Source organism: Paenibacillus jilunlii, from assembly GCF_900102965.1.
GTDB classification, from domain to species: Bacteria; Bacillota; Bacilli; order Paenibacillales; family Paenibacillaceae; genus Paenibacillus_AQ; species Paenibacillus_AQ jilunlii.
Genome location: NZ_FNGM01000023.1, coordinates 26,937 through 50,111, shown reverse-complemented (window position 1 = coordinate 50,111; position 23,175 = coordinate 26,937). Strand labels below are relative to the sequence as shown.

Sequence of the window (23,175 nt, the reverse complement as noted above, 5' to 3'; positions counted from 1 at the left end):
TATGGCAAGACTGATGCAGAGACGTTAATATACGAGGGATAATATGATGGCAAAACAGGAATTTAGAATAGAGGGGATCCCCGCAATTTTGTGGGGAGACCAATCAGACAAGTTGTTTTTGGCTATCCACGGCAATATGTCAAACAAGGCAGATGATGCAATTGTTATATTTGCCGGGGAAGCAGCAGCACGAGGGTATCAAGTAATCAGCTTTGATTTACCCGAACACGGTGACCGCAAAGAAGAAGCCTATAGCTGCAAAGTCCAAAATTGTGTTCATGATCTTGATGTAATCATGCGTTACGCACAAAGGCTATCGGATGACATAAGTATTTTTGCGTGCAGCATGGGGGCGTATTTCAGCTTGCTTGCTTATCGTAACCTGCCGCTTAAACAGTGTCTGTTCTTATCTCCGGTGCTGGACATGAAAAGAATTATTGAAAATATGATGGCATGGTTCGGCATAAGTGAGGACAGATTAAAGGCTGAAAAAGAAGTTGCTGCACCCGTTGGGCAGACACTCTATTGGGATTATTACTGCTATGTTAACTCCCATCCGGTTGACACTTGGAATAAGCCAACTTCCATTCTTTATGGTTCTGACGATAACTTGTGCGAGTTTGACGTTGTATCTGCGTTTGCCAGCCGCTTTCATTGCGGACTACAAGTGATGGAGCATGGGGAACATTATTTTCACACTAAAGAGCAGCTGCAATTCTTCCAGCAGTGGCTGAAAGAACATATTAGGTAAAAAGCAAAACTTATTCACTTGCAATGGAAAAATGGTTTCTGATCCCATTTCCTAGAGCGTTTAGACGGAGAAATCCGTCAAATGCTCTTTTTTTATGCTCAGAAGACGGGAAAATTGCGCCTTAAAATAAAATTTCGTAATTCTCATTTTTTAATATAAAAATTAAAGGGATTGTGCCGAAGGCTGTCGAATTATGGAATCGTTAAAGGGTTTACATGCCCGGTCATCCTAGATTTATTAAAATTATTGGAGGCAGAATTATGAAAAGGAGCTTCAAACATTCAAGACACTCGCTTATCGGAATGTTCCTGCTTGGGATTGCGGTGTTTTTCTGTTTACGTCCGGCAGATTTGTACGCTGCGGGTCCTACGCCGGACAATTTTACAACAACGAGCTATAGCAGCTTGCCTTCAAATGCAATGTCAGCAATGGCTTACGGCAACAACGTGTATATCGCAGTCGGCTATTACGGGGCAATTGTCAAATCGGCAGATGCCGAAACCTGGGTGAATGTCAAAACCAAAGCCGACATTAATTACACAGGTGTGACGGCTCCGGGTTCTTTTACTTTTAACGGGGCGGCTTATGGAAATGGTTTATTTGTTGTTACGGGAAGTGAAGGGGTGATCCTTACCTCGCCGGACGGCAACACGTGGACTCAGCGCAGCTCGGGAGTCACTACTGGAATCTGGAGTACTGAATTTTTCACTTTTAATGGAAGCAGCGCCTTCTACGCGACAACACAAGGGAAGCTGCTGACCTCACCGGACGGAATCAACTGGACTACCATCGTTCCAACGGGCGTGGACTCCTCGCTCACGTTAACCAAAGTTACCGTAGGAAATGGCGGGACACGGTTAGCCGTAGGGGGAGCCAACGGAAGAATTTACTCCACCACGAATGGCACGGCTTGGACCTCGACCCAGCCCTCCACCGCTGACGGACAGTCCATTGGCACCAACATGCTGACCTGGATGAATGACCGCTATTATATTTCAGATCCGATGGCCTACATATGGACCTCTACGGATCTCTCCACTTTTACGCTGCTAGGCCCTCCTTTTAAACAGAATGCCTCTCAACATAACAACCAGATGTTTAATGGCTTTTACGATGGTACTAAGTATTACATGTTCGGTTATGAGTCTCCAAACTATGGGGCAGTGTATACATCGACGAACGGAACCACATGGACCATGCAGCCGTTCAAAAATTATTTTGTTACGCAGAACGCACGTTTTCTGAACGGAAAGTACTTCCGCTTGGGTAATGAAGGAATGCTCGTGTCCTCAGATGGCGCAGATTGGCGTTATAAATGGGGAGGAGTTTTTACAGAAATTGTTCATGGCAGCGGCTCACAATATGTTGCGGTTGGGAAAACAGGCGGCGACGGGGCGATCTGGAACTCGACGGATCTTGCAGATTGGAACCAGGTAACGCTGTCCCCGAGGACGACAGGTTTCACAGCAGCTGCATACGGAAATAACACCTATGTCGCAATCGGTGAGAACAATCAGACGACCACAGCGCTTGCCACCTCGCCGGACGGAACCACCTGGACGCTGCGAAGCGGTATAAATGATTCAACCTCCATCACGGATATCGCTTTTGGCAATGGGAAATTCGTTGCGGTAGGTTCCGGTGCGGGAGGCCCTAAGATAAAAACATCGGAAGACGGTATTTCCTGGCATGAACCCACGCTGCCCGTGCAGTCCATAGACGCAGTGTACTCCATCGCTTACACCAATAATCAATTTATTGCTCTAGGATACGGGTATAGTGATGAAGGTTATTTGAATGCTGCCAGCATTTGGACATCCGCAGATGGAGAAACCTGGGTCAACCGTTCCGGGGCATACCCCAACCAGACGGACGGTTTCAATAACCTTTTGTATGATGGAAGCAAATATGTTTTGACGGGTTATGATTCAAGCACCTATGAGGTTTTTTCCCGTTCCAGCGACGATCTAACCACTTGGAGCAGTCCGACATTAACGGGGGCGTATACCTATTTTTCATCCTCAGCCATGCTGGGGCAAAAAGGTAATAATCTCTATATGCTGGCCTATGACAGCAGCAATAATCCCGTCGTATATTACACTGCCGACCACGGTTCGACCTGGCAAAATGCCGGTGTGGACATGTCTTCCATCGATCCGAATCTGATTTATTCGCTGATGGAGGCGAATGGAAGAGTGATTCTATCCGGGAATTCACAATTGGTTATGACGACAACGGGTACCATGGCGCAGGTTGAAGCACCAACAGCGAATCCAGCCGGAGGTGCGGTAGCACCGGGTACGACGGTTGCGCTGAGCAGTGCGACGAGCGGAGCGGCGATCCACTACACGCTGGACGGCAGCGTGCCGACGGTCAGCAGCCCAGTTTATAGCGGGCCGATCGCGGTCACGAGTGCGGTGACGATTAAGGCCATCGCTGTGAAGGCGGGAATGACAGACAGTGTGGTGATGAGCGAAGCATATACGATCATGGCGCAAGTTGAAGCGCCAACGGCGAACCCAGCCGGAGGTGCGGTAGCGCCGGGCACGACGGTGGCGCTGAGCAGTCCGACGAGCGGAGCGGCGATCCACTACACGCTGGACGGCAGCGTGCCGACGGTCAGCAGCCCGGCGTATAGCGGTCCGATCACGGTCACCAGTGCGGTGACGATCAAGGCCATCGCCGTGAAATCGGGGATGACGGACAGTGCGGTGATGAGCGAAGCGTATACGATTATGGCGCAGGCCGAAGCGCCAACGGCGAATCCAGCCGGAGGTGCGGTAGCACCGGGCACGATGGTGGCGCTGAGCAGTCCGACGAGCGGAGCGGCGATCCACTACACGCTGGACGGCAGCATGCCGACGGGCAGCAGCGCGCTGTATAGTGCGCCGATTCCGGTGACGAGTGCGGTGACGATTAAGGCCATCGCGGTGAAATCGGGGATGACGGACAGTGCGGTGATGAGCGAAGCATATACGATCATGGCGCAGGCCGAAGCACCAACAGCGAATCCAGCCGGAGGTGCGGTAGCACCGGGCACGACGGTTGCGCTGAGCAGTCCGACGAGCGGAGCGGCGATCCACTACACGCTGGACGGCAGCGTTCCGACGGTCAGCAGCCCAGTTTATAGCGGGCCGATCACGGTCACCAGTGCGGTGACGATTAAGGCCATCGCGGTGAAATCGGGGATGACGGACAGTGCCGTCATGAGCGAAGCGTATACGATTATGGCGCAGGTTGAAGCACCAACAGCGAATCCAGCCGGAGGTGCGGTAGCACCGGGCACGATGGTGGCGCTGAGCAGTGCGACGAGCGGAGCGGAGATCCACTACACGCTGGACGGCAGCGTGCCGACGGTCAGCAGCCCGGCGTATAGCGGTCCGATCACGGTCACCAGTGCGGTGACGATCAAGGCCATCGCCGTGAAATCGGGGATGACGGACAGTGCCGTCATGAGCGAAGCATATACGATCATGGCGCAGGCCGAAGCGCCAACGGCGAATCCAGCCGGAGGTGTGGTAGCACCGGGTACGACGGTTGCGCTGAGCAGTGCGACGAGCGGAGCGGCGATCCACTACACGCTGGACGGCAGCGTGCCGACGGTCAGCAGCCCAGTTTATAGTGGTCCGATCGCGGTCACGAGTGCGGTGACGATTAAGGCCATCGCGGTGAAATCGGGGATGACGGACAGTGCGGTGATGAGCGAAGCGTATACCATTTCTGCTGAACCGGAACAGGACAGTATCATTAGCCCGGTGAGTGCTGCTTTTGACAAAAAACAGACCCAACAGGCCGATGTGACCATTGAATTGACATTGAATGGAAATACCCTTATTGGAATCTCAAACGGGATAGCGAATCTTACTGCAGGAACGGATTATACGCTGTCAGGCAGTACGGTAACGATCTCTAAAGCGTATCTCGCTTCTTTGGCGACAGGCTCCACCAGCTTAACCTTCAGATTTAGCGCAGGAGCAGCGCAGACTTTGGACATAACAATTACCGACACAACGGTTCCAATTCCCGGAGTACCTCTTCTGCAGTCCGCAGTATTCGGTAACGCTAAGGTCCAATTAATCTGGACACCTGTGGAAGGCTCGACCGGGTATAAAATCTTCCAAAGACTGGCTGATGCGGAATATGGCAGCGAAGTCGGTACCGTCAGCGGATCTGTCTACAGCTATGATGCGGTGAACCTGGTGAATGGAACAACCTATTATTTTGTAGTCAAAGCAGCCAATGCTGAAGGGGACAGCGCAGCCTCCAATGAACTAAGCGCTACTCCAAAAACGGCTCCGGGAGCACCAGCAAATGTAACAGCCGTATCCGGAAACGGTGAGGCGGTGGTATCCTTTACAGCCCCTGATTCAGACGGAGGCAGTCCAATTACCGGATATGAGGTAACCTCCTCACCGGGAAATATTGTTGCTTACGGAACCGCAAGTCCCATTACGGTCACTGGACTCACTAACGGGACGGCGTATACTTTTACGGTAAAAGCGGTCAATAGCGCAGGCAGCAGCGCTGTCTCTGCCCTGTCGAATGCAGTAACGCCAGTCGCCCCTTCCAGCGGCGGCGGAGACACCTCTCCTGCTGCGCCTACTGCACAACCGGCACCGACAGCATCACCGGCGGCCACCGGGTTTGATATTCTTGTCAACGGCAAGGCGGAGAAGGCCGGAACAGTTGTAACAGGCAGCGTAAATGGACAGGCGGCTCTGACTGTAGTCATTGATCAGGCTAAGCTGGAGGAAAAGCTTGCAGCAGAAGGCCGAGGCGCTGTAATTACGATTCCGGTAACGATGAAATCGGATATTGTCATTGCCGAGCTGAACGGTCAAATGGTCAAAAACATGGAAGACAAACAGGCAGTACTAGAGTTGAAAAGTGAAAATGCAACCTACACTCTGCCCGCAGAGCAAATCAACATGGATACGATCCGAAGCCAGTTCGGTACCGCAGTTGCTCTCGCGGATATTAAAGTCAAACTTGAAATTGCTGCTCCTGCGGAGGATACATTAAGAATTGTAGAAAATGCTGCAGTTCAGGGAGGGTTCACGTTGGTTGCTCCACCGCTTAATTTTGTGGTGCGGGCCGAATATGGCGGGCAAACGGTCGAAATATCCAAATTCGGCGCCTACGTCGAACGGCAGATTGCACTTCCGGATGGAGTGGACCCGAACAAAATTACTACAGCCATCGTAGTGGAGCCAAATGGATCGGTAAGACATGTGCCAACCAAGGTTACTACTATGAACCAAAAGTATTATGCAAAAGTGAACAGCTTGACCAACAGCACCTACTCGATCATCTGGCATCCGCTGGAATTCAAGGATGTGGCCGGACATTGGGCCAAGGATATCGTAAATAACATGGGCTCGCGGATGATAATTGACGGTACCGGAAATGGGCTGTTCGATCCCGATGCCGATATTACACGCGCTGAATTTGCCGCTGTTGTCGTACGCGGACTGGGACTGAAGCTGGAGAACAGCACAGAATCATTTAAGGACGTGAAAGCCGAAGCCTGGTACAGCAGCGCGGTTCAAACAGCTTATGCTTACCATCTGATCAATGGATTTGAAGATGGTACCTTCCGTCCGGCGGACAAGATCACCCGGGAACAGGCGATGGCAATCATAGCCAAGGCTATGAAGCTTACCTCGTTAAAAGACAAGCTTCCGGTCCAATCGCCGGCAGAACTGCTGGGTCCGTTCAAGGATGCCGGCAAAATCTCGCAGTGGGCGCAGACCAGCGCTGCGGACAGTATTGAGGCAGGCATTGTCTCCGGACGCAGCGCTTCAGAGCTGGCACCTCAGGCGTATATTACAAGAGCAGAGGTTGCTGCTATTGTCCAAAGACTGCTGCAGAAGTCCAATCTGATATAACTAAAACTCACCCTAACACCTCCGGCTGCTTGGCAGCCGGGGTGTTTTTTTCTAAATATAAGCCAGGATTTATATGTTTTGGGGGAAGCGAAGCTTGCCCCATATTTAATTTATATACTTCCCTTTTTTCAACTCTGGCCTAATTCAAAGAGATTTGCATAAGACTCATATCGGCATCCGCATCTGCCTCTGCCTCTGCATCTGGATGGGCCTGCTTGCTTCCATCCCTACTTTTTTAAGTTCAAATTATTTAGTTGGAAAAAGGGAGCTTATTTCTCCTCAAAATCAACAATTGTGAGATTAAAGTGGAAAAAGGGAACTTAATGGATTCATATTCCTTCGTCAGGGGCGAAATAAGCCGGATTAGTTATCCTTTTTCCACTTCGCCTGTGGAGAATAGGGTGTTCGAGCAAATTAGTGCCCCTTTTTCCACTTGGAATTGCCGAACGATCTATACAGGGCCTCCATGCAGCGATAAACAGAAATCCAAAACGGCTGTCGAATTCAGTCAAGGACGGCGAAGCCGTTTCTGCTTGACACATTGGACCATGGCTTATTGCTGCAACCTTTACTTGCAGCCAGCCGTCTGAACTAACAGCCGGTCTATACGGAGAGACTAACTTACTCTAGGAGATGACAACAATATGACAACCTCATTGAAAACAATTACCGGAATTCTAATATTAGCGGGTATGCTGGGCCTTACCGGCTGCAGCTCCGGCAGCAACGATGCGGCAACCGCCTCCCCGGCAGCGGCTTCGGCAACGGCAGCCCCGGTAGCCCCGGCAGCCCCGGCAGCCCCGCAGCCGGCAGCAAGCAGCTCCTCTGCACCGTCCGCAGCCCCGGCGGAAGCATTGTCTACTGCTTCGCCCAGTGCTGCTGGCGGAGGTGCTTCTGCTTCCTCAGCGGCAGAACCCCAAGACAGCAGTAAGCTGCTTGAAGAGCTCCTTGAACTGGCCCGGGAGGGCAAAGTGCCTGATGTTGAATATGCCGCACACACCGGATTAATTGACGACGTGGAGGCTGCATGGGGCGAGCCGGACACCAAAGAGGCTGCGGGCAAGGGGATATACGCAACGTACAGCAAAAAACATGTGGTCTTCGGCTTCAACAAAGGCAGCCGGATCTTTGATGTCCGCTCCAGTGCCGCCAACCTGCAGAAATTGACACTGAAGGAGATTGAAGCTGTGCTTGGCGAACCAGAGAATACGGCCGTGAACGGCGGCGATAAAATCTATATGTATCAGGCAGGCAAGCAATATGAGCTGAAATTTATCATACCGGAGGCCTCGGGTACGGTGGATCATATCTCCGTATTTTCTGAACAGGATTCAATTAACAATATGGCCGGATAAGCTATAATACTTCCATGGACTTATCCTTGGAAAAGAGGTTCGGCTATGCATCTTGAATTAAATAACAGCGAATACAAAGTTACGGCAGACGGGATTACGGTTACATTGCTGCCCAAGGAGTTCGCTCTTCTGCAGTTTCTGTACCGCAATGTTGGACGCACCTTCAGCCGGGAGCAGCTGCTGGACCAAGTCTGGCCGATGGAATATCCGGTAGAACGTACGGTGGACGACCATATCTACCGCCTGCGCAAAAAGCTGCACGTCCTCAGCGGCCTGGACATCAAGACTGTCCGGGGGTTTGGCTACAGTCTTGCCGTTCCGGGTACACCTGCCGGCGTAGCCCTAAATCCCGCAATGAATGACCCGGAGCTGCGGGAAACCATGCGCAGCGTATTTTCCAAATTTCATGTATACGGCCAGGGCAAATCCATGGTAACACTAGCGCGTCAGCAGGATATACTTGGCTATGAGCTGGACTCGGTGTATACCATGGTCATTCATTTTGTGCAGGGAGATTTGGAATGGCTGCTGCATACGGATGAAGTTCCGCTCAAGGAACGGCTATTTTATCTGATGATCTTCTACTTTTTATCCGGTGATCCCAAGGAGCGGCTTGCATATTGCGAGCAGGTGATTGAGCAGAAGCTGTTGTACCCTAACTATCAGCTGGAGCTGGAGATTCTCACCATTCTGGACCTATTCACCCTTGCGGGACAACCGGAGCGGGCCTTGGAGCGTCTGAAACGTTCTCATCAGGTCATTGCTGAGCTTGGTTATGACAATTTCATTCCCGTGACGTTGATTACGGAGCTGTTCGTGCATCTGGTGGCCGGTACCGGAGATGAGGAGCTTAAGCGGATGGATGAAGCGATTGGCGTCATTCTGCAGGAAAAGCCTTTTCTCCGGGAAATCGGGAGCTATAAAGTGGTGAAGGGCCTCTGGTGTTTGCGGCTGGAACAATGGCGTGAGGCAGAGAACCTGCTCAGTGAGGGGCTGCAGGTGCTGGAGATGTCCGGATTCATTCCTTTGCGGCTATATGCGCTGTACCGGATTGTGCATTATTGCCGTATGTTCCCGCCCCCAAAAGCGCTGCAGCATAAATATGAAGAAATATTTATGGCAGAGCTGGAACAATCCGGGCTGAACCGGTTCAACCCCTCTCTGGAGGACACACTGCAGCAGGTCCTGAAATCCCTCTGATCATTCTCTGACAATTCCCCGTTACAGTAGGGTCATACGAATGAACCTGTTCTATGATTCTAAATGCAAGCTGGAGGAATGACAGATGGAAGCTTCTATTAAGCAGGGGAAAAGCCTGCTGCACAACAAAGTTTATATGCGCGTGTACAGTGCCTACGCCACAGCAGCCTTCGGGGATTGGTTCGATTCGCTGGCGATTCAGGTCCTGGTGGGCTACCGCTGGCATGCCAGTCCGCTGATGCTGGCGCTGATTCCGGTAGCGGTCGCGCTGCCAAGCGTTCTGCTCGGCTCCGTGGCCGGAGTGGCCGCCGACCGGCTGAACAAGCTGAAGCTGATGCGCACTTGTGATCTGCTTACTGCGATCCTGACCGTACTGGTGCTGTTCGCACCCAATATGGTGTGGCTGCTGCCGCTGCTGGCGCTGCGCTCGGCGCTCTCCACGCTGAATGTTCCGGCCCAGCAGTCCATGACCCGCAGCATTGTCAGAGAGGATCAGCTGCTTCAGGCCACCTCGCTGAACGGGATCGTCAACCAGGGCTCCAAAATCGCCGGTCCCCTGCTGGGTGGTGTAGCACTTACGCTGCTCAGTCCGCAGTGGTGCATCCTGCTGAACGCCATATTCCGGGTAGGCTCTTATCTGCTGCTGCTCTCCGTAAAAAACATCCATACCGGGGATGAACACCCGGCGGTGGAGGTGCAGGAAGGACGGGTTCCACTGCGCACGATGTGGGCGGAGGGCTGGGGCTTTATGCTGCGCAGCAGACTGCTGCTGCATACGATGCTCTTTGGACTTACGGGGGCGCTGGCAATCCAGATCATTGATTTTCAGTTCACCAGCCTGTTTCGCGTGATATCACCGTTGAATGAATCGCTGCTGGGCTGGATGGTTGCCGCATCCGGTGCCGGAGCCGTATCTGTTATTCTGCTTCTGGGCAAGTTGAAACCCGGAACCCGCTATGGACTTCGGCTCGGAATGGGCTATGTGCTGATAGGCGGGTCCGTCGGAGGGCTCGGCCTGCTTCAACCGGGGGCTTCTGTGATTTGGGTGCTTTTGTTCGGATGGATACTGGGGCTGGGGAATGGAACCTTTTTCGTAACCTTCAATTATTGCCTGCAAAAAGAAACCCCGCCCCACATGACCGGCCGCATCTTCGGCATCCAGAGCAGCATTCTCGGTCTGGTGATGATTACAGCGCCTCTTCTGGGAGGCTGGCTGGTTGAGGTAGCCGGACCCGGCCGGATCTTCATGAATTTTGGCATGATTCAAGTGCTTCTTGGGCTCGTCGGAGTGCTTTTTGGCCGGGTGCTCTGGCCTGAAGCTAAGCGGGAAAGTGTGCAGCCCATGGTGGAGCACAGTTAGTTCACCGAATCCCGAATCTACAGGTGCATGTCTGAAGTGTTCGGATGAAGCTTCCTAAGCCCTCAGGGGCTTTTTTCCTTTTTACATGGAGGAGACGGGCCCAGCCGGGCGAATATGTAAATGGGATTGTTTTTTTGTATTTTTCAGGAGGTTGAAATGACAACGACTACTTATATTTACATGGTGCGGCATGGAGATTCGCTCAAAACATCAGGCAATGAAAGATCGCGTATCCTGTCAGCTCAGGGTAAAAAGGATGCGCAGAGAGTAACGCAGCGGCTGCTGGGTGAAGGCATAGATGCCCTATACAGCAGTCCGTATACCCGGGCAGTAGATACGATTGCGGGACTGGCCGGGGTGTTGGGCCAAGAGATCCATAAGGTCGAGGATTTAAAAGAAAAATGCTGGACGGAAGACGACCGTACGCTGCAGGACCCGGAGCTGTATCCTTTTCTGGAGCAAATGTTCGCGGAGCCGGATTTTGTGCTGGAAGACGGCGGGGAGTCGAACCGGGCCTGCAAAGAGCGGGCTGTTAAGGCGTTGAAGGAGATTCTGCGGAATCATCCGGACGAGAGGATCGTGATCGGCACCCACGGGATGGTCATGACGCTGATGATGAATGAATTTGCTGAGGAATACGGGCTGGATTTTTTGCTGCAGCTGAACAAACCGGATATTTACCATATGGAAATGAAGGATGGACTGCTTAGTCACGTGCAAAGAATGCCGCTTAGTGACTGATGCTTACATCATTAAGAGCAGGCAGGTGGGCTATGAGAAAAAGCATACTGCTGATCCAGCCGGAGAATCAGAAGATCAATCGCTTCCGGAGAAAGCAGTTCAACAATTTTGTGCAGATTACGATGCCTTATTTGGCTGGTTTCATAGATGAAGCAAAATACAAAATTACGCTTGTGGACGAATATCAGCAGCAGATCCCTTATAACCAAAAGTTCGATCTGGTAGCGATCACAGTAAATACGCCGAACAGCGGGCATTGCTACAGGATGGCGGAGAGATTTCAGGCGGATGGAGCCAAGGTTGTGATGGGCGGTCCTCATGCCACACTGCTGCCGGAGGAGGTGTCGGAGCACTGCGACATCATCGTCATTGGAGAAGCAGAGGCCACATGGCCGCAGCTGCTGGAGGATTTTTATCTGGGAAAATATCAATCCGAGTACCGTTCGGAAGCCATTCCTGAGCTGACGAACCTGCCGTTGCCCAGATGGGATCTCCTGCATAGAAACTCGCTGATGAAGGGTGCCGTATTCTCCACCCGCGGGTGCCCCTACAACTGTTCTTATTGTAACTTGAAGCAAATTTACCACAACCGGTTCCGTACCCGTCCGGTCGGTGAAGTGATTCATGAGATTTCCCTGATGAAATCGCGTTTTTTTGTGTTTTGGGACGACAACTTTTTTGCAGACAAAGCCCATGCCATAGAGGTGATGGAGCAGCTGCGGCCGCTGCGCAAAAAATGGGCGGCACAGGTGACCCTGGCTGACTGCAACAACGATGAACTGCTGGCCAAAGCCAGTGCCGCAGGCTGCCTGTACCTGTTCGTAGGCCTGGAATCCTTCTCGCCAGCAGCACTCCGGGGTGTGAACAAAGGAATGAACCGGGTGGGTGCCTACCAGGACATTATCGGCAAGCTGCACCGGCATAACATCATGATCCAGGCCGGCATTGTGTTCGGGTTCGATGAGGATACGCCGGATTCCTTCCGGCAGACCCTTGAGGGCTGCGAGGCACTGGGGATTGACGGAGTGACGGTCAGCTTGCTGACACCCTTGCCCCGGACACCGGTGTACGCCCAGATGAAGCGGGAGCAGCGTCTGCTGAACGAGGATTGGAGCCTTTATAACGGCAAAACCGATGTGGTATTCCATCCCCTCGGCATGACCCCCGCGCAATTGTATGAGGGTTATCTCGATTTCCGGCGGCGCTTCTATTCACTGCCTTCGTTCATCCGCCGGATGCGGGTGTCCAGAACACATCCGGTCTATAATTTTGTCATGAACCTTGGCTACCGTCTGGCAATCAAGCGCAGCTAATACGAAGGCTTATTGCCTGGCTTGGTGTATCGGTGAAAGTCTAACCTGGTCATGGCATCCGCTACAGCTGATAAAAGCGTACCGTATTGGCGGTCAGCATCGCCTTCGCCTGGGCGGCAGAATATTCTTGCAGCTCCGCCCAGGCGGCTGCGACGCTGTGAACCATTGCCGGGCGGGTTGGACGTCCGGCAAAAGGGCCTTCGAACGGCCAAGGCCCGTCCGTCTCGGCCATGACCAGCCCCGGCGGGTAGCGCCGTGCCAGCTCCCGGATTTCCGGCTCATATACAATATCCGGGGTGAAGGAAATATGATAGCCGCGTTCAATCATGCGCATGACCGCTTCTTCCGGACCTTTGAACCAATGAAAATGCGCTCTGGTAATGCCATGCTTCTCCAGCAGATTGCAGGCGGTAATGGCGTCCTCGTAGACCGCATGCAGCACCACTGGTTTGTTCAGGCGGGCTGCCAGAGCAAGCAGGTTATCGAGTACCCAAAGGTAAGGCTCCATCTCAAAAGCTTCCCCGCGTGCCAGCGCCTCAGCTCTTGAATAGTAGGGAAGCCCGATCTCGCCTACAGCCGCCATCTCCCCCGCATGCTGACTGATCCATTTCAACAGTGCCGCAAGTTCAGCTTCCGTTGGAGCCGGCTGCTCCGGGTGAAATCCGTAGGCCGGTTTTACCCGGCCCGGATACCGGGCGGCGATTTCTTGTGTGCGCATACAGGAGTCGAGGTTCATCGAGACTGCAATGAGCGATTGGATATCTTGCTCAGGCAACCCAAGCAGCATGGCCTTCTGCTCAGAATCCTGATATTGCTCCAGATGAATATGAGCGTCAATCATCGCCGCACTACTCCTTCTCCACATACTGCTCAGTGGTGTCATGGGGTTCAAACTTGATCGAGTCGAGGATCAGTCCTGTTCCGCCCCGCTTGTAGTCCAGCATAAGTCTCCCCATGCTCTCCAGCATTCCCACACTTAGGCTGGTTTCAGCCTTCAGCTTGCCATTTGCTACTTTATAATAGGTAACCGCTCCGATTCCTGCCTGCTTGCCGAAATAATCCAGTCCGCCGTCCCCCGCACGGCCGGGAAGCCTTAAGGCAACCTTCGATGGAGTAGACCCTGCAAGCTCAAGCCGGACCACAACATCGCCGCTGTCCAACGAAATCTGGGAGGACACAGCAGCGGAGGCAGCCTTTTCCGCTGCGGGTACCGCAATCTCCTTCCACACTTCCGGCTTGACCACATGGACCTCCTCCTGAGAAATCCCCGTTCCTGTACCAAGACTTAGGATCACTATAGCCTCCGGCTTCCCGTCTTCATCCACATCGGCATAGTGAAGTTCCGGCGGGTATGACACCAGTCTGGGGGATTTCCAGTTAAAGCTGTGCTTCCCGCCGTTCACTTCGAGTATGAACCCTTTATAGGTGCTGCCTTCCTTCCGGGCCGCATACAGCTTGACCTTACCGGAGCTTCCCGCTGCAATTGCAAGGGGTTCCTTAGGGACCCGTACGGATGTACTGACATCTCCAGATGTAATATTTACGGTACCTCCAGAAGCGGCAAGCTTGGCTACAGCTCCGGTAAGCAGGTCAACGGCCCCCGAAGAAACATACACATGCCCCTCCTTGAGGAGGACTGGCCCCTCTAGCTTGTCTTCATAAGCTCCGTCAGTCTGCGTATATTGAACCTGTATGGCTGAACTGCCCGGTGAAAGAACCGTACGGGAGCTGTTAGTAGTAAAGATGAGTTTTTTGTGTGCATTGTCCCATTTCAATTCACCCGGATAATATTCCAGCAGCGCCCTGGCCGGAACATACAATAACTCTTCGGAATGAAAAGGGTGGAGCTTGGGCAGAACGGACTGGCCGTCTACCGACAGTGTTAACGGTGCAGCCGCGGATACTGAATCTATAGTTGGAGCTGCCGCACACCCGGCGATTAGCAAGGCGAGAGCGGAAGCGGTCAGTATTTTTTTCACAGAATAACCTCCAGAGTCTAAAAGTTCCAATCCATTCAATTATACTGTATATCTTCCGCTCCAGGGACACGATCCGTTAACAATAAGAAGACAGGAATGTTACGTTTATGCAAGAAAAGAGGCCGTACACTACAGTTCAGGCGGAAAGCTGCGGCTCCAGCATCATCTTCTGTAATGACACCGTACGGTCTGCGTAGGGATGGGAAGGGGACACCGGAACCACAGCTCATCCTCAAAAAGCTCCAGCCAGTCGATATCCTCCGGCCTGTCCTGTGCTCCCCCTCCATAGAAGGCGACGTCGGCTTCATGGCGCTTCAATTGTTCAAAAGCCTGCTGGGAATTGGTTGTAGTAATCTCCATTTCAATCTCCGGATGGCTGGCCTTGAACCTCGCAGCCCAGCCGGGAACCAGGGAATTTGCGGGAAGATAAGTGGCGGAATGCGGAGCTTGCCTTTCCGGCCGTGGCGGTAGTCCTCTACATGGAAGAAATGAACACATGGAGCGAGGTCGACGGATATTTCAACAGCAGGCTGCTGCCAGCCGATCCGGTGCTGGATACTGTGCTGGATGCGAATGCAGGTGCGGGATTGCCGGCGATTGATGTTGCCCCGAATCAGGGGAAGCTGCTGTATCTAGGCTGGCAGGATTAGCCGATAAAACAGAGGTGATTGAAGGTCCGGCGCTGGAGTCTCTGGCAGCGCTGGAAGCGCGGGGGGCTGTGCCTTTTGATTTTATTTTTATCGATGCCGACAAGCCCAATAATCCGACTACCTGAAGTGGGCGCTGAAGCTGGCCTGTCCGGGAGCGGTCATAGTGGCAGACAATGTTGTCCGCGGCGGTGCGGTGGTTCAGGCGGACAGTCAAGATGACCGGGTGCAGGGCATCCGTCAATTTATGGACCTGCTGCAGCCGAACCGCGGGTAGAGGCGACTGCACTACAGACCGTAGGCAGCAAAGGATATGATGGATTTGTGCTTGGAATGGTAACAGCATAACAGTACCCCGCAGAACTGGACGCAAAAGCTGTCCGTATCTGCGGGGCCATTGTCCCGAATTCACCGGCGCGGGAAACAAGTTCATTGAACGGGAGAAGTCTTCCATTAAACCACCGGAAAGGCGTAACCTTGCATTCCGGTGGTTTTTCCTTCAATGCTGCATTTCTCTCAACGTCCTATAATTTAACATAACCTTCTAAACTACCTAGGGGAGGTTATGTTCATGAACAAGCTTGAAGCCATTCAGCGTCGCATCGAAGCAGAACGCAAGAAGCTGAATGAGATGGAAACAACCTATGGGCTGCTGCATCCGAAAGTGATCAGGCAGTCCATGAAGCTGGACACCTTAATTAATGAGTATACCAAGGAAGAATCGCTACGCACTGATCCCTTCGAAAGCTAATGCCAACAGCTTTTCTACGAATTCTCCATTGAGTGTGTCCCCTGTAATCAGCAGCCGGTAGAATATCGGACCATACATAAGATCAATACTGCAATTTACATCCAGATCCTTTTTCAGTTCCCCGCGCATGATCCCGCGCTCCAGCAGTTGTCTGGCTTCCTGACGGCGCGGCGCGAAGAATCTCGTCCGGTAAGCCTCGGCAAGGCCGGCATCGAATTGTCCCTCTCCGATCATCTCCGTAATGACCTTTCCTTCACGGCTGTACAGAAAAGCTGCCAGGTTTGTAGCATGGATTCTAATATCCTCTTTAACGGAACCCGTATCCGGTACAGGAAGCCGGGCAGAAGCGGCCGACAGATACCCGTCAATGACCACGGCCGCTTTATTGGGCCACCATTTATAGATTGTCGCTTTGCTGACTTTCGCCCGTTCCGCAATCTTCTCTACCGTCACGGCCCCAAATCCCGTCTCCAGCAGCAAATCATAGGATGCGGCAAGAATGGCAGCCTCTGCCTCATTATTGCGCGGCCGTCCTCTTTTTTTATCCATTATTATAACCTCCTGATCGCATATACCCCTGCCATATTCCGGTTCGCTCTGAGAAACTATACGTTCATTATACAAAAGCATACATGGAGTTAGCCAGCCTGACGAAGGATAAGTTGTAAAATACAGACTTTATAAATAAATTTCGAATTGCCTATTTACAAAACTGTACGTTCAGTATATCATAAGGACATGAATTAATGAACTGTACGTTTAGTATTTAAATGAAGGGTGGAATTCACATGAACCAGGTAAACCAGGCAAGTCGGGGAATGAACGTGAAACATGCGCAAGAAAGCACAGTAAGTAATGCAGTCCCTGGCTGGATCACTTTTCTGCTGGCAGCCTCCTGCGGACTTATTGTCGCCAATCTGTATTATGCTCAGACGCTGGTTGGACCGATCAGCGCAGCTACTCATCTTTCCTCTGGAGCTGCAGGGCTGATTGTGACGCTAACCCAGATCGGTTATGTTATTGGACTGCTGTTCGTGGTGCCGCTTAGCGATATTATTGAAAACCGCCGTTTGACAGTGACCTCGCTGGCAGTTGTGGTCGCTGCACTGGTAGCGGCTACGCTTGCTCCCAATGCGCCGTTGTTTCTGGTTGCCTCCTTGTTTATTGGCCTCGGTTCGGTAGCCGCGCAAATTCTGGTGCCGTATGCTTCCTATCTGGCCGCTGAAGAACACCGCGGCCGGGTCGTAGGCAATGTTATGAGCGGATTGCTGCTGGGAATTATGTTCGCCCGCCCGCTGGCCAGCTTTGTCTCCGGCCTCTGGGGCTGGCATGCGATCTTTGCCATCTCTGCGGTGGTGATCGCGCTATTGACGATTCTGTTATCCCGTGTCCTTCCTAAACGTCAGCCTGTCCCAACCATGAACTACGGCGGATTGATCCGTTCGCTGGGAACGCTGCTGAAGAGCACACCGGTGCTGCGCCGCCGGGCCTTGTATCAGGCTAGTCTGTTTGGGACCTTCAGCTTGTTCTGGACGACCGTTTCTTTGCGGCTGGCCGATACCTATCATCTGAGTCAGCAGGGAATTGCCCTGTTCGCATTGGCCGGTGTCGCCGGTGCGGTTGCTGCTCCTATTGCCGGAAGATTAGCGGACCGGGGTTGGACCAGACCCCTGACGGGGCTTGCGTTTGTGCTGGCGGCAGCAGCCTTTTTAATCGCTTACCTGTTCCAGGGTGATTCCAAAGTAACGCTGGGGCTGCTGGTAGTGGGGGCAATTATTCTGGATATGGGGGTTTCGGGGAACCTGGTGCTTGGGCAGCGGGCGATCTATTCCCTTGGCAACGAAGCAAGAGGACGTTTGAACGGATTGTTTATGGCCATTTTCTTCATAGGCGGAGCTATTGGCTCCTCTCTCGGAGGCTGGGCATATGCGTATGGCGGCTGGGGATTGACTTCTCTGATCGGGCTGGCTCTGCCGGTATTGGCCTTCTTGTACTATTTAACGGAGAAAAAACAAGCGTAAGCGGCAGGACCTTGTTAAAAAGACTGCTCTCTGGGCTGGATCAACCAGCGCTGGAGAGCAGTCTTTCCTTTTTATATGAAAATACCAAGCAGCAGAAGGTGCAACATAATCCGCATACAGCAGAGAAACAATCCATGATACTAGAGGGGATAAGGAAGATTTGGACTTTTTATTCCTGCTTGTAATGAAATGCTGATCCTGGCGTATTAGCTGGTGTACAACACTTGGCCCGGTGGATGTTGCAGGAAAGGAGAGCTTGAAGGATGCAAGAGCGCGCATTGTTACAATCTTTTAAGCAAGGGAGAATTAAACAAGCAAAAGAGGATTCAGAACCAAATTCAGTGGATACAGACAAGCTGTTCACAACGGTTTTTGAAACCTATTATTCAAGAATATTCAATTATATTGCTTACCGTGTCAGCTGCCGCTATACAGCGGAGGATTTGACCAGCCAGGTCTTCGAAAAGACATGGTCCAAGCTGCATAGCTACTCCCCGGAAAAAGCACCGTTTGAGGTATGGCTGTTCGCCATCGCCAGAAATGTAGTGAATGATTATTACAGAAGCCGGAAGCGGAACCGTCTGTTTTCTCTGGATGCCATCCGGGAACTGGTGTCAAGCAGACAAGCCCCGGAGGAGCACATGCTGGAGGGAGAACGCAGCGGAAGGCTAAATCTTGCGCTGGATACACTGTCAGCCAAAGAGCGGAATATCGTGGCGCTGAAATTCGGCGCTGATCTGAAGAACAAGGAAATTGCCAGCCTCACCGGAATGACTGAAAGCAACGTCGGCGTCATTCTATACCGCTGCATGAGAAAATTGAAATCTGAAATAGGGAGCGTGGACCAGCTGTGAAAACTAAAAAGACAGTGCAAAAGTTTTCCAGGGATGTTGACGCAGGTCTGCATCATCTGGAGCCCGCCCAGTGGAAAGGTTCCCCGGAGTACCTGGAGCTGCTGGAGCTGAGCAGAGTTATGGCCGGACAGGATTTCAGCGAAGCCTCCCATAAGCAGGCTGTTCTCGGCAGAGTGAGGAACAAGACCTATAACCAGCAGGAGGAAAAAATAATGAAAATGAACGCTAAATTGAGACGCCCAGTCATAATCCTCGTTTCCCTATTAGTTGCAGGGGTGCTAAGTATAAGCATCGTTAAGCCATCCTTTGCCCAGGAGCTGCTGGACAGAGCGTTGAACAAGATTAATCTCGGCAACATTATTGCCAGCCAGATGGACCCTGACCAGGCTCCGCCGTTTCCTGAGGCGTGGAAGGGCAAGCTCTATGATAAAAACGGAAATAAGATCGAAGATTATACCAAGAAGCTGGGTGAAGTCTATAACGCTGAAGGAGAGCAGATCGTTAATTTTGATGGCGATAAGCTGATTACGAAGAGCGAGCAGGAGCAGCGCGACAAGGAAGCGGCGGCGAACCGGCAGATCGTGAAGGACCCGGCGGAACTGGATCGATACGCACTTTTTACTGTAAAGCTGCCGAAGTATCTACCTGAAGGGGTTGCTTTTGACCATGGGGAATTCAGCAAAGGGGAACAAGGTGTGAACGGCAAATACCTCGACCTGATATTCACCAGTGAAAAAATTGGCCAGAAGCTCTCCATGCAGTTTCGCTATTCTGACGAGGAAACAGCCTACGAAATGTCAACCAGCGGGAAGATGGAAAAAGTGCAGGTGAACGGCGCCGATGCTGTCATGATGGATGACAGAAGCCTGCATTGGGAAGCGGACGGCGTGTTGTATGCTATGAACACCCGCGGTCTGGAGCGGTCCGAGGTGTTGAAGATCGCTGAGTCGATCCGTTGACCAGAAATTAGCCGAAAAAAAGCAGCGATCCTCCATTTTGGAGAACCGCTGCTTTTTATCTTTTTTACTCTACCCGAAACTTAGAGGCTGCTTCGGCCAGATTTTTCGAGAGCTGATCAATGGTTCCCACCATCTCAGCCAGCTGATCAACGGCGGAGGATTGCTCCATCATAGTAGCGGTAACTTCCTCTACTGATGCGGAGACCTCTTCTCCGGTAGCCGACAGGCTTTGAGCTGAATCGAGAACCTCGTCCTTATCCTTTTGCATATGGGAAATTTCATCGGCCATCGATTGGATTTGCACGGTGATGTCTGTGATTTTATCCAGAATGGTCTGGAAGGCATTTTGGGTTTGTCCTACGAGCTGATCCTGCTCTTCGGTAATATGATTAATCTCCATTACGCTATCATTATTTTCGGCGACAAACGCCAGGTTTTGCTGAATAATCTCATAAATTTCGTTCGATTGCTTTGAGCTTTGCTCGGCGAGCTTGCGAATCTCGGAAGCTACTACGGCAAAACCTCTTCCATGTTCCCCGGCTCTTGCAGCTTCAATCGATGCATTAAGCGCAAGCAGATTGGTCTGGGCGGCAATCTGATTAATTGCCCCCGTAATATTGCTGATGCTGTTGGAGCTGTCTTGAAGTTTAACGGTGATGGCTGAGATTTTTTGGACTTCCTGTTCATTTTTGCTGCTGATCTCAATCAATCCTTCGACGACTTGACTGCTCGTATGGAAGACTTGGGTGATTTCTTCTGCTCTTTGTCTGACCGCTTGCGCATTATCATTCATTCCGGCAAATTTCTCACTGAACCCGTAGAACTTATTGACGATTTGCTCAGTATCATTGGATTGAAGCTCCATCGCCTGGGCTATTCCCATTGAGGTCACTGAGGTTTCATTAACAGAACGGGCGGCCTGTTTGGAAGTCTCCTCCAGCTCATGCGTGCTTGTCTTAAGAATGGTAATCGAATCGTTCATATTGGTGATGAGCGCTTTATTTTGCTGGACCATGATATTAAAGCTGTCCGCCAGATCCTTGAACTCACTTTTATAGCTGCCATCTGCGGTTACCGTCAAATCTCCCTTAGCCAATGTTTTGAACCGTGAGGTCAGCGTAACCACAGGTTTGGTAATGGAACGGGACAGCAACAGTCCGAAACCAATGGCAACCAGCAGGGCAATGACGGTTACAATCAAAATCTTCATTAACATATCCTGAATGGGGCGTTCAATATCGTCGTAGGAATCAATAACGGATATGGTAAGGTCGGCCTTGGGAATTTTATTGATTCTCAGATACTCGGTGGCCAGTTCGGCCGTCTGGATATCCAGCTCATCCGTTGCCCGGGTAGCCAGTAAAGGTTTGATCCCCGGTTCATCACCAATGTCCAGCCCAATGCGTGTCGGGTCGGAGGAATTGTACAATACAATCCCGCCCCGGCTTAGAACCTCAATTTTACCTTTGCCGTTAATTTGAATGTTGCCCAGTTTGTCGAGGAAGAAGTCGCTGGCTACTGTCATGGCCAGGACGCCCAGAACTTTGCCGCCGGCAGATTTGACCGGTTGCGAGAACACCAGCAGCAGTTTGTTGTTTGATTTGGATACAATGGCGTCGCTGATAAACGATTTTCCTTTAAAGGCTTCTCTAAAATATTCCCGGTCGGCCCGGGATTGCCCCAAACTCTCTTTATTGGTTCCTGCAACGATAGTCCCCTGCGAATCCAATACAAGCAAGGAGTCATTCCCTCCCTGCAGACTATCCTGAAGGATGGTGTTCGCTTTACTGAAAACGGGATTCTCTGAGGAAAAGAACGCTTGATCCGATAGAGTTCCTTGTTCTCTAAGCTCCAGTAGCTCTTTGAAGGTATTATGCACGGAAATGACATAAGAGATTTGCTCCTCAAGCTGCATCGCAGTCCATAGTCCCTCGCCTATACGGTCACTATTCGCATTAATTTCATCCTTGCTCTTGCGGAGCAGCAGGTCCGAAGAAAACAAATAGACCGTCACTGAAGTTGCCATGAGAACTACAGCCACAAGTAAGCTTAATAGAATAGGAAGCTTAACCTTCAGAGAGATGTTGCTTATTTTATTGGATACTTTGTTTGCTTTCCACATGTTGTTATTCTCCTCTGCTTTGTATAAGTTACTCACATGGTTACGTTAATATATCGGCTGCAAATTTGCTTTAATTAAATGATAAAATATTACATTTGACCTGCTGCCTTGGCGAAAAAAACGGTTGCTGTTGCTGAATAAAACCAGGCTTGTGCTATTGAGGGTAAGATATCTAATATAGAGATATTTTCTCCTATGCTATAATGATCAAAAATGTTTTCGTGGGAGCTGTTGCGGTCATGAACAATGAAACTGAGCTTGGACAACTACTGGAGTCTCTGAAAATATCACTGCCGCTGGTGCAGCGTCTATTTCCGCTGGATGTAATGTTCGCATTGGCGGATTCGGAAAAATTCATCTACTATCTGCCGGGAACAGAGCTGGATATCCGCATTCAAGAGGGGACGCCGGTTCCGCCAAGCGGGGGAATCCGCATGGCATTGGATACGGGTGAGGACGTGAGTGCCAATATTCCGAAGGAAATCTACGGCTGGCCGTTCAAATCCACCTCTATGCCGATAAAGGATCAGAACGGAGCGGTAGCTGGTGTTTTTACCATAGGAATCAGCCTCAGCAACCAGGAAACGCTCAGCGATGCGGCGAATGCTCTGGCAGTGACCTCTGAACAAATCAGCTCGACCTCGGAAGAGATCGCGGAAACCGCCTCTGATCTGGCGAACACCGTAGGTGAGCTGAAGCTGCTGGGGCAGAAAGTGGTTGAGGAGCTGCAGCAGACGGATGAGATTCTGGAGTTCATCCGCAAGGTGGCAGATAATTCCAACCTGCTGGGGCTTAACGCGGCGATTGAAGCTGCCCATGCTGCGGAGCACGGGCGCGGCTTCGGCATCGTTGCACAGGAAATCCGGAAGATGTCCGTATCCAGCGCCTCGTCCGCGAAGGACATCGCCGGCATTCTGCAGACGATCAAACAGAACATTAACCAGATGGAAGCAACGCTGATGGATTGTCTGGCCCAGAGTGAACGTCAGGCCGCGGCGACAGAGGAGATTACCGCCTCGATGCAGCAGATGTCGGCCTCCGCCGTGGAGATTGAGAAGATCGCGCGGTTGATATGAAGAGAGAGCAGAGCGGTCCTGCTGCACCCTGAGTTATCGCCGTCCGACGGGTCATGGTGACCGCTTACCCCCCATTTACCTCAGCAAGCCTGCGCTCTGCGCGGGCTTTTTGGGCTGCTGTCCGGCTGGCTGCCATTATCCATCCTGCTTGTCATGCC

Annotated in this window: 17 protein-coding genes and 1 pseudogene; 13 read left to right on the top strand and 5 right to left on the bottom strand. The window is 51.7% G+C overall.

The genetic code is table 11. The features are described from left to right. Window positions 1-46 precede the first annotated feature (46 nt). The 7 genes from BLQ82_RS27240 to BLQ82_RS27190 all read left to right on the top strand — a co-directional run bounded on the left by BLQ82_RS27240 (window position 47) and on the right by BLQ82_RS27190 (window position 12,608). The gene (locus BLQ82_RS27240) at window positions 47-751 is read left to right on the top strand and encodes an alpha/beta hydrolase (RefSeq protein WP_062520063.1); all 705 of its coding nucleotides are present in this window, start codon (window positions 47-49) and stop codon (window positions 749-751) included. Window positions 752-1,011: 260 nt separating this feature from the next. Further along, entirely contained in the window at window positions 1,012-6,639 is a 5,628-nt protein-coding gene (locus BLQ82_RS31180) for a chitobiase/beta-hexosaminidase C-terminal domain-containing protein (protein ID WP_167544737.1), read from the top strand. Between the two features lie 644 nt (window positions 6,640-7,283). Beyond that, window positions 7,284-7,994, top strand: coding sequence for a YjgB family protein (locus BLQ82_RS27210; RefSeq protein WP_062519671.1), 711 nt, complete (start codon window positions 7,284-7,286; stop codon window positions 7,992-7,994). 45 nt (window positions 7,995-8,039) lie between these two features. Next, entirely contained in the window at window positions 8,040-9,194 is a 1,155-nt protein-coding gene (locus BLQ82_RS33015) for a winged helix-turn-helix domain-containing protein (RefSeq protein WP_062519667.1), read from the top strand. An 85-nt stretch (window positions 9,195-9,279) separates the two neighbouring features. After that, a complete protein-coding gene (locus BLQ82_RS27200; protein WP_062519660.1) occupies window positions 9,280-10,554 on the top strand; it encodes an MFS transporter in 1,275 nt (424 codons plus the stop codon). 156 nt (window positions 10,555-10,710) lie between these two features. After that, a complete protein-coding gene (locus BLQ82_RS27195; RefSeq protein ID WP_062519655.1) occupies window positions 10,711-11,295 on the top strand; it encodes a histidine phosphatase family protein in 585 nt (194 codons plus the stop codon). Between the two features lie 32 nt (window positions 11,296-11,327). Further along, window positions 11,328-12,608, top strand: coding sequence for a B12-binding domain-containing radical SAM protein (locus tag BLQ82_RS27190; RefSeq protein ID WP_062519653.1), 1,281 nt, complete (start codon window positions 11,328-11,330; stop codon window positions 12,606-12,608). Between the two features lie 61 nt (window positions 12,609-12,669). On the opposite strand, the gene BLQ82_RS27185 is transcribed toward BLQ82_RS27190, so the two are convergent. From BLQ82_RS27185 to BLQ82_RS27175, 3 genes are all read right to left on the bottom strand, one after another. Continuing rightward, window positions 12,670-13,449 (bottom strand): TatD family hydrolase, encoded by a 780-nt coding sequence (locus BLQ82_RS27185; protein WP_082722524.1) that lies wholly within the window; start codon window positions 13,447-13,449, stop codon window positions 12,670-12,672. A 7-nt stretch (window positions 13,450-13,456) separates the two neighbouring features. After that, window positions 13,457-14,587: a stalk domain-containing protein gene (locus BLQ82_RS27180; protein ID WP_062519637.1), complete on the bottom strand. Its 1,131-nt coding sequence runs from the start codon at window positions 14,585-14,587 to the stop codon at window positions 13,457-13,459. 162 nt (window positions 14,588-14,749) lie between these two features. Then, entirely contained in the window at window positions 14,750-15,085 is a 336-nt protein-coding gene (locus tag BLQ82_RS27175) for a LysR family transcriptional regulator substrate-binding protein (protein WP_074648694.1), read from the bottom strand. On the opposite strand from BLQ82_RS27175, the pseudogene BLQ82_RS27170 reads away from it, so the two are divergent. Both BLQ82_RS27170 and BLQ82_RS27165 read left to right on the top strand, forming a co-directional pair. After that, window positions 15,067-15,582 (top strand): annotated as a pseudogene (locus tag BLQ82_RS27170) (O-methyltransferase). The gene BLQ82_RS27175 and the pseudogene BLQ82_RS27170 sit on opposite strands and share 19 nt — an antisense overlap. Window positions 15,583-15,805: 223 nt before the next feature. Then, entirely contained in the window at window positions 15,806-15,985 is a 180-nt protein-coding gene (locus BLQ82_RS27165; protein WP_062519630.1) for an aspartyl-phosphate phosphatase Spo0E family protein, read from the top strand. Here the strand turns inward: BLQ82_RS27165 and BLQ82_RS27160 are convergent. After that, window positions 15,959-16,534, bottom strand: coding sequence for a TetR/AcrR family transcriptional regulator (locus tag BLQ82_RS27160; RefSeq protein WP_062519626.1), 576 nt, complete (start codon window positions 16,532-16,534; stop codon window positions 15,959-15,961). The two genes, BLQ82_RS27165 and BLQ82_RS27160, sit on opposite strands and share 27 nt — an antisense overlap. A 269-nt stretch (window positions 16,535-16,803) precedes the next feature. On the opposite strand from BLQ82_RS27160, the gene BLQ82_RS27155 reads away from it, so the two are divergent. The 3 genes from BLQ82_RS27155 to BLQ82_RS27145 all read left to right on the top strand — a co-directional run bounded on the left by BLQ82_RS27155 (window position 16,804) and on the right by BLQ82_RS27145 (window position 19,819). Continuing rightward, window positions 16,804-18,006 carry an MFS transporter gene (locus tag BLQ82_RS27155; RefSeq protein ID WP_244281026.1) on the top strand — a complete coding sequence of 401 codons (1,203 nt, stop codon included), beginning with the start codon at window positions 16,804-16,806 and terminating at the stop codon, window positions 18,004-18,006. Window positions 18,007-18,269: 263 nt separating this feature from the next. Further along, window positions 18,270-18,860: a sigma-70 family RNA polymerase sigma factor gene (locus BLQ82_RS27150; protein ID WP_062519624.1), complete on the top strand. Its 591-nt coding sequence runs from the start codon at window positions 18,270-18,272 to the stop codon at window positions 18,858-18,860. Further along, window positions 18,857-19,819 carry a DUF4367 domain-containing protein gene (locus BLQ82_RS27145; protein ID WP_062519622.1) on the top strand — a complete coding sequence of 321 codons (963 nt, stop codon included), beginning with the start codon at window positions 18,857-18,859 and terminating at the stop codon, window positions 19,817-19,819. The genes BLQ82_RS27150 and BLQ82_RS27145 overlap by 4 nt, the downstream gene beginning before the upstream one ends. Window positions 19,820-19,883: 64 nt before the next feature. Here the strand turns inward: BLQ82_RS27145 and BLQ82_RS27140 are convergent, their stop codons facing one another. Next, a complete protein-coding gene (locus BLQ82_RS27140; RefSeq protein WP_062519620.1) occupies window positions 19,884-21,941 on the bottom strand; it encodes a methyl-accepting chemotaxis protein in 2,058 nt (685 codons plus the stop codon). 239 nt (window positions 21,942-22,180) lie between these two features. Between BLQ82_RS27140 and BLQ82_RS27135 the strand changes: the two genes are divergently transcribed. After that, the gene (locus BLQ82_RS27135; protein WP_062519618.1) at window positions 22,181-23,017 is read left to right on the top strand and encodes a methyl-accepting chemotaxis protein; all 837 of its coding nucleotides are present in this window, start codon (window positions 22,181-22,183) and stop codon (window positions 23,015-23,017) included. Window positions 23,018-23,175: the final 158 nt, after the last annotated feature.